The 16,516-nt window shown below is 66.8% G+C and carries 13 protein-coding genes; 7 read left to right on the top strand and 6 right to left on the bottom strand.

What is annotated here, in order from left to right:
• Window positions 1-11: 11 nt before the first annotated feature.
• Complete coding sequence (locus NL115_RS01325) at window positions 12-986, bottom strand: DUF7982 domain-containing protein (RefSeq protein ID WP_254831431.1); 975 nt, start codon at window positions 984-986, stop codon at window positions 12-14.
• Window positions 987-1,142: 156 nt separating this feature from the next.
• On the opposite strand from NL115_RS01325, the gene NL115_RS01320 reads away from it, so the two are divergent.
• The 4 genes from NL115_RS01320 (at window position 1,143) to NL115_RS01305 (ending at window position 2,685) form a co-directional block, all read left to right on the top strand.
• Entirely contained in the window at window positions 1,143-1,427 is a 285-nt protein-coding gene (locus NL115_RS01320; protein WP_254831430.1) for an AbrB/MazE/SpoVT family DNA-binding domain-containing protein, read from the top strand.
• Window positions 1,420-1,887 carry a type II toxin-antitoxin system VapC family toxin gene (locus NL115_RS01315; protein ID WP_254831429.1) on the top strand — a complete coding sequence of 156 codons (468 nt, stop codon included), beginning with the start codon at window positions 1,420-1,422 and terminating at the stop codon, window positions 1,885-1,887. The genes NL115_RS01320 and NL115_RS01315 overlap by 8 nt, the downstream gene beginning before the upstream one ends.
• Window positions 1,888-1,981: 94 nt before the next feature.
• A complete protein-coding gene (locus tag NL115_RS01310) occupies window positions 1,982-2,350 on the top strand; it encodes a MarR family transcriptional regulator (RefSeq protein WP_254831428.1) in 369 nt (122 codons plus the stop codon).
• A complete protein-coding gene (locus NL115_RS01305; RefSeq protein WP_254831427.1) occupies window positions 2,347-2,685 on the top strand; it encodes a type II toxin-antitoxin system PemK/MazF family toxin in 339 nt (112 codons plus the stop codon). Before NL115_RS01310 ends, NL115_RS01305 begins: the two co-directional genes overlap by 4 nt.
• 1 nt (window position 2,686) lies before the next feature.
• On the opposite strand, the gene NL115_RS01300 is transcribed toward NL115_RS01305, so the two are convergent.
• Both NL115_RS01300 and NL115_RS01295 read right to left on the bottom strand, forming a co-directional pair.
• Window positions 2,687-3,079 carry a DUF8163 family membrane protein gene (locus NL115_RS01300; RefSeq protein WP_254831426.1) on the bottom strand — a complete coding sequence of 131 codons (393 nt, stop codon included), beginning with the start codon at window positions 3,077-3,079 and terminating at the stop codon, window positions 2,687-2,689.
• On the bottom strand, window positions 3,076-4,632 hold the full coding sequence (locus NL115_RS01295) for a DUF58 domain-containing protein (protein ID WP_254831425.1): 1,557 nt from the start codon (window positions 4,630-4,632) through the stop codon (window positions 3,076-3,078). Before NL115_RS01295 ends, NL115_RS01300 begins: the two co-directional genes overlap by 4 nt.
• Window positions 4,633-4,743: 111 nt before the next feature.
• Between NL115_RS01295 and NL115_RS01290 the strand changes: the two genes are divergently transcribed.
• Window positions 4,744-6,933: a DUF4129 domain-containing protein gene (locus tag NL115_RS01290; protein WP_254831424.1), complete on the top strand. Its 2,190-nt coding sequence runs from the start codon at window positions 4,744-4,746 to the stop codon at window positions 6,931-6,933.
• 46 nt (window positions 6,934-6,979) lie between these two features.
• Here the strand turns inward: NL115_RS01290 and NL115_RS01285 are convergent, their stop codons facing one another.
• The 3 genes from NL115_RS01285 to tnpA all read right to left on the bottom strand — a co-directional run bounded on the left by NL115_RS01285 (window position 6,980) and on the right by tnpA (window position 12,828).
• Window positions 6,980-10,744: a DUF6517 family protein gene (locus NL115_RS01285; RefSeq protein ID WP_254831423.1), complete on the bottom strand. Its 3,765-nt coding sequence runs from the start codon at window positions 10,742-10,744 to the stop codon at window positions 6,980-6,982.
• Window positions 10,745-11,177: 433 nt separating this feature from the next.
• Entirely contained in the window at window positions 11,178-12,434 is a 1,257-nt protein-coding gene (locus tag NL115_RS01280) for a transposase (RefSeq protein ID WP_254831422.1), read from the bottom strand.
• 1 nt (window position 12,435) lies between these two features.
• Window positions 12,436-12,828, bottom strand: coding sequence for an IS200/IS605 family transposase (tnpA, locus tag NL115_RS01275; RefSeq protein ID WP_254831421.1), 393 nt, complete (start codon window positions 12,826-12,828; stop codon window positions 12,436-12,438).
• A 302-nt stretch (window positions 12,829-13,130) separates the two neighbouring features.
• On the opposite strand from tnpA, the gene NL115_RS01270 reads away from it, so the two are divergent.
• Both NL115_RS01270 and NL115_RS01265 read left to right on the top strand, forming a co-directional pair.
• Entirely contained in the window at window positions 13,131-14,243 is a 1,113-nt protein-coding gene (locus NL115_RS01270; RefSeq protein WP_254831420.1) for a DUF1616 domain-containing protein, read from the top strand.
• Between the two features lie 1,072 nt (window positions 14,244-15,315).
• Entirely contained in the window at window positions 15,316-16,464 is a 1,149-nt protein-coding gene (locus NL115_RS01265) for a glycosyltransferase family 2 protein (protein WP_286667541.1), read from the top strand.
• Window positions 16,465-16,516: the final 52 nt, after the last annotated feature.

Below are 16,516 nucleotides of genomic sequence, written 5' to 3'. Positions count from 1 at the left end.
TACGGCCACCCTCACTGGTCTGTGGGCGGAGTGTCCGTCTCGAACGCCTCCTCCTCCCGAGCGGGCCGCACAGTCACGGCCACGTCCGCCCGACCATCCGCTTCCGTAACCTCGGTCTCCGTGGGAACCTCGAACCCGCGGGCGAAGCCGGCCGCGAGGAACGATGCGACCGGGTGGTCGAAGCGCCCCACGTCGCCGTACGCGGACCCGGAGATACCGACGGTGACGCGCTCGTGGCTCGCGTCCACGTCGGTCCCGTCGACGAGTTCGAACTGCTCGACGAGGCCGTCGGCGAGTTGCTCGGCCAGCGCGCTCGGGGCGTCCGCCAGCGGGCCCGTCAGCGACCGCTCGAACTCGTCGAACAGCGCGTCACCCGTCGGGACGAGCGCGAGGCCGCGCGTGGTATCCGTGATGACGAAGCCGGGCTCGAGGTCGGCTCCGGCCGGGAGTTCGGGGTCACCGCCGCCACCGTCGGCCTGCGAGGCGAACAGCCGCACGTCGTCGCTCGCCCCGCGTGGGACGTATATCGGGCCCCCGAGCCCGAGGTCGTCGCGCAGTGCGGTCCCGTTGGTCGCGAGGGTGCCGTAGACGGCTTCCCCGACGCTGACCGAGATGAACCGCTCCGGCGTGAGATAGTAGGTCAGGAGTGCGCCGAAGATGCCCGTCGCGCCGAGGGCGAACAGGACCGTGCGGGCGCCCGGGAAGAGGACGCCCGCCCCGGCCGCGACGACGCCGACGAGCGCGAGTCCGAGCGCCGTCCGGCGATAGCTCTGCTGTCGGGCACGGGCGTACTCGCGGCGAAGTCGTCGGTTCTCCTCCTGCAGCAGGTCGAGTTGCGCGGCGAGCGTGGCGCGGTCGGGCTGGTCGTCCTGTGCCGCTGGGGTCTGGTCGGAGGCACCGCTGTCGTCATCGGCCTCCCCGCGCTCGTTTTCGTCCAGCGCACCCGACATGCCGTGTTCGTCTCCCGTCTCCGCCTCCTGACTCATGGCTCCTCCGGAATCGGCGCCCTGCCGAACGTGGGGGAGAGCGACGAGAGACGACTCTCTGAACCGGGAACCGGTTCATGAACCGCCACACGATTCGGTCCGGCGGAGCACTAGTCGAGGGAAACCGTTTTACTCACTCCCACTAGATGTGGGAACATGGTGAAAGTGGATTCGAAGGGCCGAATCGTCCTCCCGCAGGAGGTCCGGGAGCGTCTCGGGATCACACCCGGGACGGAGGTCGACATCCACGAAGAAGAGGGAAAAGCGGTCGTCGAACCGGAAGACGACCCCGAACGGGTGATCGAACGCATGGACCAGCTCGTCGAGGAGACGTCTCCGAAACAGAGCGAGACAACGTCGCTCGAGGAAGGAGCTGACCCGATCGCCCGCAAGCACCGTGAGGCTGTTCGTCGGGGGGCGGAGAAGGCCGACGATGAGTGACGCCGGGGGGCCGTATCTGTTCGATGTCGGTGTAATCGCACTCGCGCACACGGAAGCACCCGTCCGGGAGGCGGCGCTCTCGTACGTCCGGGACGCCATCACCGGAGATATCGAGGCTGTCGTTCCGTACCCTGCACTCATCGGGGCACATACCGTCCTGACGACGTACTACGGACGCTCGAACGCCGATGCATCCCGGCTGTTACAGAACTTCATGGACGCGAAGCGGGTTCACTGGTACGACGGGATGCCCGACGGCGTCGTTCGGGGTGGGTTCTCTCGAGCGGGGGACGCAAACGTCGATGGGTGGGATGGGTACTACGCTCAGGTCGCGATTAGCGAGGGGGTGAATACCGTACTGACGATCGACGATGACTTCGAGCGATTCGATGCGTTCGACACCGAGGTCATCCTCACGGCAGAGGAGTTCGCTACACTGAACGATTTCCTTGTAGATTGAGTCATCGTCAATTATCACGCGCCGCCAGCGGCCGAGGAGAGATGACGCCTGATTTGCCCATTACATCTATTACATCCGATTACAAAAGGAGCGTATGCCCATCGACATCGAACGCTTTGAGCAAGGGCCTCCCGAGGAACTTCGCGCAGAGGGACGGACGAACGCCGAGACGATTCTCACGTTCCTAGCCTCGTCCCCCGAGCAGGCGTTCACCCCGAAGGAGATTCACGAGGCCACTGCTGTCGCGAGAGGGAGCGTTGGTGTCGTACTCTCCCGTCTGGAGGACCGCGGACTCGTTCGGCACCGTGGGGACTACTGGGCAATCTCCCCCGATGCGGATGTCGAGAAGACGATCAGCGGAATGGCGACCGCGCGAGCAGTAACCGAACGACTCGGAGCCGAGGACCCGGACGAGTGGGGGCCGGGTGTCGAGGCGGATACTGAGGACGAGCCCTCCGAATGACCGACCGCCGAGGAGAGGTGTGGTGGGGTCCGGCACCGAACAAGTCCAGTCCCGCGTATCGACCGTGGTTGGTTCTCAGCGGTCGAAATCATCCGTTTGCGGATGTCGAATGTATCGTCGTCGCGATGACGACGCAGCGCCATTCCCAGGGGATCGATGTGCCGGAATCGGGATGGGTCCGGGGAGGCTCGGAGAAGGACGCGTACATCTCCCCCTGGTACGTGGCAACCCTCAAACTCAGCGACCTCGACAATCAACAGGGAGAACTGCAGTCGTCGCTCGTCGATACCGCGATAGAGGAACTGCGGTCGTACGTGCCGCTTCACGATAGTTGAATCAGCCTTCTGCCTCTGCCTCTGAACCTGTCCTGACCAGCCCCAACTGAACCCGTTCGTATCGATGCAGCCCGTAGCCCACCAGCAGGCCGACGACGGCCAGCGTCACCGCAACGAGCCACAGGCTGTCGGTTCCTTGCTGGGCCAACCACACGACGGCAAACATCACGAGCGCCAGTACCCAGCAGGCGACCGTCGTCCGGAGGGCACTCCCTGTGCCGGCGAACGAGAACGCGAGGATGAGAAGCGAGGCACCAACCAGTGCACCGAACACCGGGAGCGAAGGCGCACCCGGCAGGATGCCGACGGCCACCAGGTAGAGCACCACCGCGAACACGGGCCCGAACAGCGGGACCCGACTCGTTCGACGGCCGGTCGCACCTTCCGCGCTCATCGGCCATCACCCGGGCCCGGGGCTGTGGGACCACCATCGGAGCCGTCTCGTGGGGGTCCCATCTTCGCCGTCGGCTCGCCGCCCGACGTTCCGGCTGACTCGCCGGGCGCCTGCCGGCGCCGCTGTTGCTGAGCCAGGAGCGCGCCGATGCGGTCGCCCGGCGCGACCTCGAAGGCCTCGACGCGGTCGAGGGCGGCGAGGCTCCGACGGAACTCCTCGAAGTCGAGATAGCGGTCGTAGGCGGCCTCGAGGTCACTCATCGCGTCCGGTTCGTACAGCACGCGCGGCGCGACGAAGACGACGACGTGGTCGTCACCCCGACGGGCGACCTTGACGGCCTCCCGGAGCTCCGCGCGGTCGCGGTCGTCGGTGAGGATGACCGTCCAGGTCGAGCCACGGAGTCGGGTCAGACGGCTCCGGGTCGCCGCGAACAGCGGGTTCGCATCCACCCGCTCGACGTACGGGTCGGCCGTCTCCAGGAAGGGCCGGAGCGTCGACGCGAACGGCGTCTCCTCGTCGGCGAGCCGGACGGCGTCTCGTCGGGCGGTGGCCGGCGTGCGGGCCTCCTTCCGCGGCCTGTCGGCCCGGCCGTGGCCGCTCGGCGCCTCGGTCGGTTCGAGGTCGGTCAGGGCCTCGCGGATGGTCGTGTAGGTGTCGATATCGGCGTTCGGTGGCTCCGAGACGGTGATGCCCTCGTCGCCGACGGCGTAGCAGCCCAGCGGGTCGTCCAGTTCGCGGGCGCTCTCGAGATAGGCGATGGCCACCTCGCGGAGGTAGTCGAGGACGCGCTGTCCGTCGCGGCCGAGGCCGGTCGCGGCCCGCTGGTCGATGAGAAGGACCGTCGTCCGGTCGGTCTCGGCCTCGAACTCGCGGACGTGGGGCTCGTTCAGCCGGGCGGTCGCCTTCCAGTCGATGCGTTTGGCCTCGTCGCCGGCGATGTACTTGCGGACCTCCGCGGGTTCGAGGCCGGAGCCGATGCGGCCAGCGTCGTGTTCGCCGTAGGCGGCCGCGGCGGAGTCGCCACCGGCACCGACGTGGACGTTCCGGGGGGCGCGGGGCTCGACGGTGAGGCGAGGCGTGGGACCGCGTTCGATGGTCTCGTGGAAGAGGCCACGACCGTCCGCGAGGTGGAGCGTGGGCTGGGGGACGGCGTGGGCCCCGGCGACCGGGACGGTGACGCCGAAGGTCGTGCTGGCGTCCGTCTGTCCGCGGCCGAGTTCGAGCGTCGTGTCGGCGTCGTCGACCGCGCGACCCGCGACGGGACGGCGCCCGCGGGCGTTGACATCGAGCGGGCTGCCGTCGGGAACCGAGAGCGAGAGGGTGATGGTCGTCGGGTCGTCCGTCGCGACGCGTTCCGGGGCGAGCGACTGCTCGACGGTCAGGCGTTCGTCGAGTGTCGCGGCACGGTGTGTGAAGAGATACTGGTGTGCGAGGAGCCACGCGCCGACGGTCGCGCCGGCGAACAGGAGGAGCGGCCGCTCGAAGGCCACCGCGAGTGCGGCCAGCACGAGTGCGGTCGCGGCGACCGCCCAGGCACGGCGCGTGGCGTGCATACCGTCGTGGTAAGGGGTGGAGGAGTTGAAAGCTTCCCTCTCCGGGTCTCGCGAGGGGTCCAGTCCGAGGCGGAGCCTCTTTGATGCCCTGGGGCCACGGTCGGGACGAACGTGCGCCGTCGTGTCGTCCTCGTGCTGGTGCTCGCGCTCGCGCTTGCGAGTATCGTCCCACCCGTCAGCGCCGCTGGAGCGAGCACTCCGGAACGTTCCGGTGCCGGCGAGTTCGCTGCCCTCGACTCGCATGTCGGGGCGCTCCAGGCCGAGAACAACACGACGGCGGTTCGGCATCGCGACCCGGAAGAGACCGACCAGAACGGGGACCTCGCCGCGGTCCGCGGGCAGCTCGCCGGCCGGATGGGTGAGATCACGGTCGACTGCTCGGAAGGCATCCGCATCGGGAACTACGACGCGTGCGAGGAGTTGAACGGGAGCTACAGCGACGCGCTGTCGAAGTACGTCGACGTGACCGGGCGGGATGCCGGAGGTACCGAGAACGATTCCGAGTCGGCCGAGTCGTACCGCGACCTCCAGGAAGAGCAACAGGAGTTCGCGAACGAGACACAGCAGTTCCGGCAGACCTACCGTGAGTATCGCGAGGCCCGACGGAACGGCAACACGACTCGGGCACGGCGGCTGGCGCGGGAGCTGCTCGAGTTGCAGGGGAGCATCCAGCGGACCGGAACGAACGTCTCCCGGACATCGAACGACATCGGCAACCAGACCGGCGTCTCGCTCGTGGCCGTCAGGCAGAACACGGCGGCCGTGACGGCGAACGTCACTAACACGACGAACACGGTCGTCACGGCGGTGTTCGTCCCGACGACGGTGACGGCCACCCGCGAGACCCAGGGGAACATCTCGGCCCGTGACCCGCTCGTCGTGACGGGGCAGGTGCGGATGGCCAACGGGACGACGGTCCGGAACGGCAGCGTCGTGCTGGCGACCGGCCCCGGGCGTGGGTCACGAGTCGTCGACCGGACACGGGTCACCGTCGACGAGTCCGGGTCGTACCGGCTGACCTATCGGCCGACGACCATCCGAACCGGCGACCGGACGCTGTCGGTGTGGTATCAGCCGCCCGCAACCTCGGTGTATCTCCCGGCGAACGAGACGGTTGACGCCACCGTCGAGGGGATTCGTGCGACGCTCTCGGTCGGGGAGACGCCCGAGGCGCTCCGATACCGCGACGGGGTGCGTGCCGTGGCGAGCGTCACGACCGACGGGAGCGAGCCCATCGACCTGCAGGGTGTACCCCTTCGGCTCCGTGTCGACGGACGGACACTCGGCGAAGCACGGACCAACGCGACCGGCGCCGCGGTGCTGGAATCACGCCTTCCGGCCGGAATCGCACCGGGTGACCGGACGCTGACGGTCGCGGGGGCGACGCGGAACCGGGCGGTGACCGTCGACGCCGTCCGCCGCTCGGTTCGGGTGGCGCCGACCGAGACGGCCCTCGATGCGCGGGCCGTACAGACGGCCGTCGGCGAGCGCTCGGTCCGGGTGGTCGGCCGGTTGCAGGCCGACGGCCAGGGCGTCCCCGGGCAGGAGCTCGAGGTCCGTGTCGACGGGCGACTGGTACGGACCATCGAGACGAACGCGACCGGGTACTACCGCGGGACGGTGACGGTGCCGAACGCGTCGTTCCCGGCGACCGGGAGCGAGCAGGTGGGCGTCGTCGTCGCGTTCGACGGCGCCGGAACGAACCTGGAGGCCGCTCGCGTCCGGCAGCAACTCACCATGCGGAGCGGGGGGACGGCATCGTCCGAGGGTGCGTTCGGTCGGGCCGTCGGCTTCGTCGAGTCGAACCCCGCCGTGGTGGCCGCTGGGGGCATCCTGAGCATCCTGCTGGTCGCCGGTGTGTTCGTGCTCCTCCGTCGACGTGACGGCGGCGAGACGGTCGACGACGCGGCCGTGGAAGCGGGCTACTCCGGTGAATCCAGCGACGACGGTGGCACGGTGGGCGGCGGGGGCCACGGACTTGGCGTGGAGGCGGTACAGGAGGCACTCTCGGATGGGGCCTATGCCCGGGCGGTGCTGTCGGGCTACGCGGCCGTCCGGCGTGGGCTGCCCGTCACGGAGGGGTCGTCGGTCACGCACTGGGAGTTCTACCGCCGAGCCAGCGAGGCCGGGCTGTCCGAGGCGCAACTCGAGGCACTGCGTGACGTGACCGAGGCGTTCGAGCAGGTGAGCTTCGCGGGACGGGCGCCCGACGAGAGCGAGGCAGCATCCGTCGTCGAGGCCGTCCGGAACGCGCTCGGGGAGCGCGAGGGCGGCTCGGTCACGGAGCCTGCGGACGATTGAGAAGTGTGGCGTCGCGAGCGGACGACCGAGGGAGCGGGCCGGCGGCTCAGCCCTGGTCGGCCGCCTCCTCCTTGGCCGCGTTTAACTCGTCGACCTGTCCGGCGTCCGGGAGTGGCGGCGCCGACACCACCACCTGGATCGTGTCGGTGTCCGACAGCCCGGTGTCCGGGTCGGTGCCGGTCACGGTCACCTCGTAGGTCCCCGGTCGGGCGAAGCGGTGCGTGAACGGGGTGCCCGACTGCCGGGCCACGGTCCGTCCGTTCTCGTCGGTCGCTTGCCAGCTGACCGCCGACACCGGGAGCGACCGGCCCCACTCGTCCCGCGTCGAGGCCGACAGCGAGACCGACTCGCCGGCGACCGCACGGACTGGCCCGCCGACCCGCCGGGTCGTCAGGTCCTGGTCGCCGACCTCCTCGCCGGCTCGGTCGCTCGACCCGCCGTCGTCACGCAGCTGTCGGCGCTCCCGTTGCTCGTCCTCGGGGGCGGGTCCCTCGACGACGTAGCGCTCGTTCCGGGCGATGCGCACGTCCGGCGCAGCAGGCTCGACGGTGAACGGGTCGCTGGTGACGAACCGGGTGTCGACCCCGTCGCTCACGAGGAGGACGAACCGCGCCCGCTCGCCGCCCGGCAGGCCGTCGAACGCGGCCGTGAACTCGCCGTCGGTCCGGACGCTACTGAACGGGTAGAGCGTGGTGCCGTCCGGCGTGTACAGGAGTTGCGTGTACAGTGGCCCCTCGGCTTCCGCCGCGAGGTCGACCGCGACCGGCGTGGGCTGGTCGCGTCCGAAGCGCTCGGGCAGGTCGAACGACGCCTCCTCGAGTCGGAAGTCCGTCGGGGCGAGGCGGTCGAGCGGCTCACCCGTGTCGGCGTCGACGAGCGTGATACTGCTGACGGTGCCGTTGTCGGCGACCGGAACCGTGAACGGACGCGCGGGTTCGTCACCGTACTCCTCCAGTCCGTCCTCGAACCGGCCCGCGAGCGGTATCTCGCGCTCGCTCCTGTCATCGTACTGCACGACGAGGACGGCGTGGGGGTCCTCGACGCCGGCGCCGACCCCGACGCCGGTACCGGGAATCTCCGGCCCGACGCGGCCGGGTTGCTCGAAGGTGGGGCGCAACTCACCGCCACCCTCCCGGAAAAGGACACCCGAGATGAGCCGCGCGGTCGGCCGCTCGCGTCCGAGCAACTTGCGACCGGACGCGCTGTCGGCGGCCGTCTCGGCCGACCCGGAGCCACCGTCACTGCGGAGGTTCGGGTGCGCGGGGTTGTCGTCCCACGAGGTGAAGCGGTCGGCGAGGCGTTCCCAGCGGTAGTCGCTGATCCACTGCGGCGGGTCGTTCGTGGACCAGCCCGGAACCGTGCTCCGGACCTCCCAGATCTGACAGTAGCTCTCGAACTCCGGGAACTGCTGCGGGATGATGCCGACCGACGGGTCCCACCCGACCTCCTGGATGTAGGTGTTCGTCGGGTTGATGCTCGACCACTCGTCGTCGGCACCGGCCGTACAGCCGTTCGCGAACCGGTTGGCCGAGCGGTTGCCCACGTGCTTGCCCCAGTCGTCGTCGCCGAGATTGTGGTTTATCTCGTGGGCCATGACCATCCGTCGGTGGGCCGACCCGGTGGGGCCACCGATGGACGCGTACGAGGCGCCGTTGTCCCAGGCCGGGTCACTGATGCCGGCGAAGTCGGGCGTGAAGCCGTACACCTGCGTCGGCCGGGCGGGCGAGTTCGGGCCGGTCGTCGCGGCCGACGCCCACAGGAGCCCGAAGGTGACGCGGTTCAGCTCGTTGATGCGCTCGCTCGTGCTCGCGCCCTCGAAGTCGGCGTTCGACGCCGCGAGCTCGATGAACGTGGGGTCCGCGACGGGATACGTATCCGCGAGCGACGCCGTGGCCGCGTCCGCGGTCGCCGTCGTGGTCCGCGAGGTGCCGGCGCCGCTCTGCACGTCCGGGCGGACGTAGTAGATGTTCGGGTCGAACGTCTCGACGAACGAGACGGTCGTCTGCTGGCTGTTGTCCGCGGGCGTCTGGTCGAGGTACCCGAGCCGGTAGACCCGGGCCTCCAGCCGGAGGTCCTCCACGTCGGTCCAGCTCGCCGGCAACTCGATGTTCGCGCTGTCGTCGCCGTCGTTGCGGTCCGGCGTTCCCGACGGCGCATCGAACGTCGTCGTCTCCGTCCCGAGCGTGCGGACGGTTCCGCCACCCACATCGTACCCCGTCAGCCGGACCGTTACCTCCGTCGCGTCGCTGTTGTCGTGCGTGACGAACACGCGGGCGAGCGACTCCTTCTCGCGGACGAGCCGGAGCGAGTTGCTCGCCGTCTGCACGCTCTGGGTCACCTCGATGTGGTCGACGCCGACCTCGTCCTCGGGCAACTGCAGGCGCGGCCTGACCCGGTAATCGAGGTACCCGTTCCCGGTGAGTTCGTCGCTGAGGTCGATCCGCTCGACGCCGTAGGTCTCTCCCTCGAGTTCCAGGCCGACCCACACGCCGGTCCGCTCGCTCTCCGCATCGACCGCCCCAGCCACCTCCTCGAGATGCTGCCGGTCGAGTGCGGCCTCCAGGACGAGTCCGGCGTCGGTGTCGCTGTCGACATCGCCTGTTGTCTCTACGACGTACCCGGGTCCGGCGGCCCTCGCTGTGTTGGCGGGCGAGACGGCCGCGGATGCGGCCACGGGCGCCCCGGCGCCGCTGTCGGTGGCCATCCACTCGCCATCGCGGAACACCTCGATACGCACCCCGGCGCCGGACTCCTCGGCCCTGGCGTCGTCACCGTCGCTGGGGGTACGGAGGAGACGAACGTCACCGGCCGACAGCTCCCCATCGCCGTCGCGGTCGAGTTGCACGGCGATGCGGTCGGGGGCCGACTCCGTCACGGACGGGGCCGAGAGGGCGACGTAGAGCCGGTCCTGGACCTCCTTCACGTAGAGCGTGCCTTCCAGTGTCCGCTCGCCGTCGGCCGACCGGAGCGTGACCGACCGGACCGAGCCGTCGGCCCACTCGGCGGCCGACCCCTCTTCGAGTTGCTGGCCGGAGTGGCCGTAGAGGAGCCCGTCGACCTGCGGCGGGTGGAAGCCCGTCGCGAGCTGTGCCTCAACCGGCGTCTCGGTATCGGTCGGCGTTTTCTTGTCCGGGCCGGTCGTCGTCGTGGCCGTGGGCCCCGCATCGGTCGGCTGGGCGTCCTCGTGTTCGATGCAGCCGCGGAGCCGGTCGAGGCGTTCGCGCTCGCCCGGGTTCGACTGCTCGTGGATGCTCCCGGCGACGACGAAGTCCGAGCCGTGTTCGACGCGCAGGATCGACAGCTCCACGTCGACCGGGTCGCCGTTATCGTCGGTCCCGGTCGCGCCGAACCGGGTCCGCGTGGTCTCGCTCCCGAGGACGCGCACCTGGTCCGTGCCGAGCCGCTGGATGTCCGATAGCTCGCCGTACTGGTCGAGTTCGGCGGACAGGGTCGACACCATATCGCGGGCGGACATCCCGCCGACGGGGTTGGCCGCCTGCCCGGCGACCGACGCCTTCGGGGTCGCGAAGAGCGCGAACCCGCCCCTGGTCTGCCCGCTCGCGTTGGTCCGGTCGTAGCCGGAGACGTAGCTGTCGAGTTGCAGCGTCCGTGTCTGTCCTGCCACGGTCACGTTCCGTGACTGGTTCTCCCAGCGCGACACCTCGGTCGAGTAGCCCGTCGCGGAGAGCGTGTCCGAACAGACGCTGGCCGGCGACGCCGTGAACGCGACGGTGTCGCCGCCGAGGAACGAACAGCCGCTGGTCAGCACCAGGGCCACCACAAGCAGGGTGGCGACGCGACGGCTGGACATCACCGCCCCCCGGGCGACGGCTGGCGTCGCCCCGTGTGTTCTCGATTACGCTGGCGCGGGTCGCCGGAATCGCGCCCCGGCGCTGCGTGACTCCCCGGTCGCTCGCGTGAACGCCTTCGCAGTGGCATACGGTACCAAGCGAGCTATCGTATAAGAATCCATATGGTATCTTCGTGATAGTTACGGGAGATTCGAGACGAAAGCCTCGCCCTTCAGGGTGGGGATGAAGTCGACCAACAGTTTTCAACTGCCGACGACAGCAGAGACGGGTTCCAACGACCTGACTCGAATTTGCCGCGGTGTGTGAGGGTGACAGTCACGGGCAGCTTGGGCAGGCCAGGAGCTCTCTCTTCCGAGCGTGAGCATGAGGGATGGGTTTACGTGACATCCTCCGCGCCGTAAACGGCGCGGCTTCCCTGCATGGGAATACCGGCTAACTACCGGTAGTGGGTTCCGACCCGACCTCGCCGAGCGTCATCTGCCGTGGTTGGCTCTGCTCGGTGGGGGTCGTGGCGCTGTCACAGGCGCTCCCATCCCGTGAGATGTCATCGCCCGCCGATTTCAGCGGCAGGCTCTCACCCCACGGGTCGTGGCGGTCAGCGATGTTGACCGCCGCGTTGATGTCCGCGTGATACTCCGACACCCAACACTCGTCGTTCTGACACCGGAACTCATCGCCGTCCCGATACCCGATGTGGCCGCACTCGTGGCACGTCTGGCTCGTGTACTCCGGGCGGATGTATTCGACCGGGATGCCAGACTCTCGCGCTTTGTCCTCAATACGCTCCTGCAAGCGAGCGAACGCCCACGCGTGGAGTCGTCGGTTCATCCACTCGCCGTAATCGAGGTCTTCGCGGATGTCCGAGAGGTCTTCCAGCACGACCACAGGCTTCTCGAACCGGCAGGCGTACTCGATTGCCTGCCGAGACGCCTTCTCGATGATGTCTGTGAGTGCGTTCTGGTAGTGGTCGAACCGTTCGTCAATCCGCCACTGGGCGGCCTCGCGCTCTTGCAGCCGCTTGAGCGTCGTGTGCATCTCTTTGCGGAGGTGACGAGCGCGGCCACCGTTGATGAGGAGTGGGTCGGTCGGAGTGCCCTGCTCGCAGGCACAGCCCGCGAGCAGGTGTGCTTCGCCAATGTCGAAGCCGACTGGTGTTACATCGTCGTCTGTCGGGTCGTAATTCGGTTCTTCGACCGGAAACTCGACGGTGACGTGAAGCGTCCACGACGTGCGGTGACGTTGCAGGCGGAGTTGGCCAGCCGACGCTTCACCGTCCACGAGGTCGTGCCAGAGTTCTTCTTGAGCGGGGTTGATACGGAGTGGTATCCAGAAATTCGTCCCGCGACCGGGCTGTGGCACCCACCACGTGAACTCGTAGTCCCGTTCCGGTGAGTGGTCGAACTTGGCGGCTTGGTTGGTGAGTCGAACTGGGTGGTCGTCGTCCAACTCCTGTGCGTCGTAGGTGCCGTGCAGTTGCGGGACGTAGTTGCACAGGGCCGCCTTCGCCTGATACGGCAGATCGTAGGGCGTCACCACGTCGCTGGTTGCGTTCATCGTCTCGCACCCGGCCTCGAACGCCTCGTGGAGTCCTGCCCGGTAGGTGTCGAGCAGGTCGCACAGTTTGCGCTCTTTGTGGGCTGTCGGCGGGGCGAGCGTGGCCTCCAGCGTTTTCGTGGTTGTCGCGGTCATGCTACTGGTCGTCCACGTAGTCCATCAGCACGTCGATGCTCACTTGGCCGGTCGTGGCGAGGAAATATCCCGGTTGCCAGAACGCATCTTCGAGCGTCTGTTTCACCTCGGGGTACTCCTGCCGAATCCGGCGGGATGTGACGCCCTTGAGCGAGTTGATGAACTTCGTGAGGTCGGTGGTAGGTTTGGTCGTGAACAGGATGTGAACGTGGTCGGTGCCTCCGTCCACGTTCTTGATGTCGGCCTCGAAGTCGTCTGCAATCTCGTGTGCAACTTCAGCCACGCGCTCCAGTCGCTCATCGGTGAGGATGTCAGTGCGGTACTTCGTGACGGTTACAAAGTGATATTGGAGCGCGTAGACCGTATGAGACCCGTATTGCAGGTTATACTTCATTTGGCCTCACCAAATGCAAGATACCCAATCTCGATAACTCTTGTGCCGTTGGGTATTCGGTCGGGCAGAACCGCGTGGACTGTCGCACCGGGCTTACGCGATTCACGCCCGCCGTGAACGGCGGGATTCTCTCGCTGAATCAAGATAGGGAATCGAGGAGAAAACCCACGAGTTCAGTCGTGGGCTTCCGCCTCGAGCGTCTGTGAGCGAGCCGGTCGTGGACTAGACTGACCGAGGAATAGGTGAGGAGGCGACGCGAGTGACCGACCGGCTTTTAGGGGTCGCTCACTTTCAGCCGGTAGATGAGTCAACGGCGCGACCCGTGGCTACTCCTCCCGGCGTCAGTCCGGCGACTGCCCGCGGACCTGGCGGCCGTCTCGCTGCTCGTCGGGCTGACGATAGTCGTCGTGTTCGCGCCGGTCGTCCGCGAGACGCCGCTGCGGGTGGTGCTGGGCCTGCCGTTCGTCCTGTTCGTCCCAGGATATGCGTTCATCGCCGCGCTGTTCCCCGAGGCTGGGGAGGGGCCTGATGTCGACGAGGACGAGGAGGGGGACCTGGACGTCGAGGCATCGCGTGAGGGTGGCATCGACGGCATCGAGCGGGTCGCACTCTCGTTCGGCCTGAGTATCGCCGTGGTACCGTTGATCGGGCTGGTGCTGAACTTCACGCCGTGGGGCATCCGGCTGGCGCCGATCATGGTCTCGGTGAGCGGGTTCACGCTCGTGGCCGTGGCCGTGGGGGCTGTTCGTCGGTGGGAGTTACCCGAGGAGGAGCGATTCGCGGTGCCGTATCGCGAGTGGTGGGCGGCCGGTCGCGAGGAGATGCTCGAGCCGGATGACCGGGCCGACGCCGTGCTGAACGTGGTGCTGGTGTTGAGTATCGTGCTGGCCGTGTCGAGTGTCGGGTATGCGGTTGCGGTGCCCAAGCAGGGCGAGTCGTTCTCCGAGCTGTATCTGCTGACCCAGAACGAGACGGGCGACCTGGTTGCGGACGATTATCCCACGGAGTTCACGCGTGGGGAGCCTCGGGAGTTGGTGGTCGGAATCGGGAACCAAGAGCACGAGTCCGTGAACTACAGCGTGGTGGTGATGTTGCAGAACGTGTCGTACACGTCCAACGTCTCACGCGTGAACTCGGCCAACGGGACCGTGACGCCGTCGTTCAACGCGACGATACACGAGGAGGAGCGCCTGCGGACGTTCGAGACGACGCTCGGGCAGAACGAGACGTGGATCCAGCCCCACTCCGTGGAGCCGACGATGGCTGGTGAAGACCTACGGTTGACGTACCTGCTGTACAGGGGCGAAGTGCCACCGGAGCCGAGTGTGGACGGAGCGTATCGGGAAGTCCACCTGTGGGTGAACGTGACGAGCGACTCCCGACGAGTTCTCAGCCGGGCGTCGAGTGCCGACTAGGGTTGCGGATCTTCCCCGACGCCCGCAAGTACTGGTATCCGATACGTGGACGCGGCATCACTTTCTCCCGAGAGATACAAAAAGTGCCCTAAATACCCGGCACCAATTTCATTCCAATTTGATTCGGATATTCACCCGATGGTGAGATGTGACTGTCCTCCCGACGAGCGGGACCCAAGGGCCACGGTCCCGTGGCAGGAGGACTTCTGTGAGAACTGCGGAAACCCGCTCCCGGACGCGAAAACCGTGTAAGCGGAGTCATGGACACTCGCTGATTGGGGGGGGTTGGGGGAATCGATTGCAAACAGCCCCCATCGGGCGCCGGCTGAAGGTGAGGTACTGGCGGTTCGACAGTCCTCAAAAGGGACGCCATTTTCCGGTACTCGTTCCGTTCTACGTTCCTCTCGCCAGCCTCGGGCTCCGTCTTGACGCCAGAGGCAGCGCGGTTCGCGGTGCCGGATCGGTCGTGGCTACCTGCCGGTTGTGAGGAGTTGCTCGAGCGGGATCCCGCAGGGACGCCGCGGTGAACGTGGTATTCGTGTTGCATATTTTGCTATCTTTGGTGTCGAGTAGGCTGTTGGTGCCCGAGCAGGCGAGTGAATACCTCCGGCGGGAATCAGCAGAGAACTCAGTTCAGTTTTGTTGAGTAGGCAACTTCCGAATATCGTTGGCCAGAGCGCGTACATTGACATATCTCAGCTCTATCCATGGTTCGAATATCTCCGGGAATGACTACTCCGTTGGAAAGCACTCAGGCGATATTACGGATTTTTAACCAGCCAAGGGTGTCGATACCTATTTGGGGGGGCGAGCAGAGGATAAAATACCACGATGGGACGGTATCCACGGCGAGTGCGAAATGCCGCTGTCAAGTGTATCCCGTGCAATGCTCCTGGTGTGCAGACGGTGGATGGAGATCTTGTCTGTGCGGAGTGCGGTGGGACGCTGAGCGGCGGAGTCACGTTAACACGGGGGAAAAATGACAAGTGAGTCACGGCAAGTAGTGGGATCGGGGGGAAACGGAGCGGCGGAACCTTCTAGAACTAACGGGAACGCGAGTTCTGCATCCGGAGTGATTGGCCTCGTTCAGGCCGACAGCGAGACGGAGCCGGTGATCAGCGTCGTCATTCCGACGCTGAACGAGGAGGAAGGTATCGGCGAATGTATCGAGCGAGTGCAGAACGCACTCGCCGAGCTGGAGCTTCCGGGCGAAGTCATCATCAGTGACAGTTCGACCGACCAGACACCCGAGATCGCCCGGGAAATGGGCGCCATCGTCGTCGAGCCGGACAAGCCGGGCTACGGCTACGCGTATCGGTACGCGTTCGAACATGCTCGGGGGGAGTATATCATCATCGGCGACGCCGACACGACGTACGACTTCGAAGAGATCCCGCGGCTCCTCGAACCGGTTCGGAACGGCGAGGCGGACATGTGCATGGGGAGTCGTCTCGAAGGAGAGATCAGGGACGGGGCGATGCCGCCCCTCCACGAGCACATCGGGAACCCGCTGCTGACGAAGTTCCTCAACGTGTTCTACGATGCGGGCGTATCAGACGCCCACAGTGGCTTCCGCGTGTTCCGACGTGACGTGCTCGACGAACTCGACCTGAAGACGACCGGGATGGAGTTCGCCAGTGAGATGATCATGGAAGCGGGCGCTCGTGACCTGACGATTGCGGAGCGGCCAATCGTCTACCACGAGCGGGAGGGCGAGGCTACGCTGGACAGTTTCCAGGATGGCTGGCGCCACGTCCGATTCATGCTGCTGAACGCACCCGGGTATCTGTTCTCGGTGCCAGGGATGGTGATGATGGGACTCGGCGTTCTGCTGATGGGGCTGAGTCTTTCGGGTATGCCAGTTGGGACTACCAACTTCGGCGCGCATTCGATGGTCGGTGGGAGTCTCCTGACGCTGGTCGGAGCGCAAATTGCTGCTTTCGGTGTGTTCGCGACCGTGAGCAGCGACCCGATTCGGGCGCCAACGGACCCTGTGACTAACTGGATGGTCAAGCAAGTACGGCTGGAGCACGGCGCAACTGCGGGCCTGCTCGTGTTCAGCGGTGGCGTGGTGTACGTAGCTGCTATGGGCGCTCGCTGGGTTGCGAGCGGCTTCACCCAGCTGCCGCTGTTGCTCGCTGATATCGCAGCGATGACGGCAGTCGTTCTGGGGATTCAGATCGTCTTCTCGGCGTTCTTCATGAGCGCAGTCGCGGAGTAAGGGAGTAGGCTCTACGCCACCTTCCGGTGCAGAGAAATTGAGTAGCGATACG

Origin of the sequence: Haloglomus salinum (assembly GCF_024298825.1) — an archaeon.
Taxonomy (GTDB): domain Archaea; phylum Halobacteriota; class Halobacteria; order Halobacteriales; family Haloarculaceae; genus Haloglomus; species Haloglomus salinum.
Note: the sequence above shows the minus strand (reverse complement) of the source record. Positions and strands in the feature narration are given on the sequence as shown.

Bases quoted from the DNA above. Each gene is read 5' to 3' on its own strand.
- NL115_RS01305 (WP_254831427.1), top strand. From the start codon at position 2,347: ATGACCGACCGCCGAGGAGAGGTGTGGTGGGGTCCGGCACCGAACAAG.
- tnpA (WP_254831421.1), bottom strand. From the start codon at position 12,828: ATGAAGTATAACCTGCAATACGGGTCTCATACGGTCTACGCGCTCCAA.
- NL115_RS01280 (WP_254831422.1), bottom strand. From the start codon at position 12,434: ATGACCGCGACAACCACGAAAACGCTGGAGGCCACGCTCGCCCCGCCG.
- NL115_RS01285 (WP_254831423.1), bottom strand. From the start codon at position 10,744: ATGTCCAGCCGTCGCGTCGCCACCCTGCTTGTGGTGGCCCTGGTGCTG.
- NL115_RS01315 (WP_254831429.1), top strand. From the start codon at position 1,420: ATGAGTGACGCCGGGGGGCCGTATCTGTTCGATGTCGGTGTAATCGCA.
- NL115_RS01300 (WP_254831426.1), bottom strand. From the start codon at position 3,079: ATGAGCGCGGAAGGTGCGACCGGCCGTCGAACGAGTCGGGTCCCGCTG.
- NL115_RS01320 (WP_254831430.1), top strand. From the start codon at position 1,143: ATGGTGAAAGTGGATTCGAAGGGCCGAATCGTCCTCCCGCAGGAGGTC.
- NL115_RS01270 (WP_254831420.1), top strand. From the start codon at position 13,131: ATGAGTCAACGGCGCGACCCGTGGCTACTCCTCCCGGCGTCAGTCCGG.
- NL115_RS01325 (WP_254831431.1), bottom strand. From the start codon at position 986: ATGAGTCAGGAGGCGGAGACGGGAGACGAACACGGCATGTCGGGTGCG.
- NL115_RS01310 (WP_254831428.1), top strand. From the start codon at position 1,982: ATGCCCATCGACATCGAACGCTTTGAGCAAGGGCCTCCCGAGGAACTT.
- NL115_RS01295 (WP_254831425.1), bottom strand. From the start codon at position 4,632: ATGCACGCCACGCGCCGTGCCTGGGCGGTCGCCGCGACCGCACTCGTG.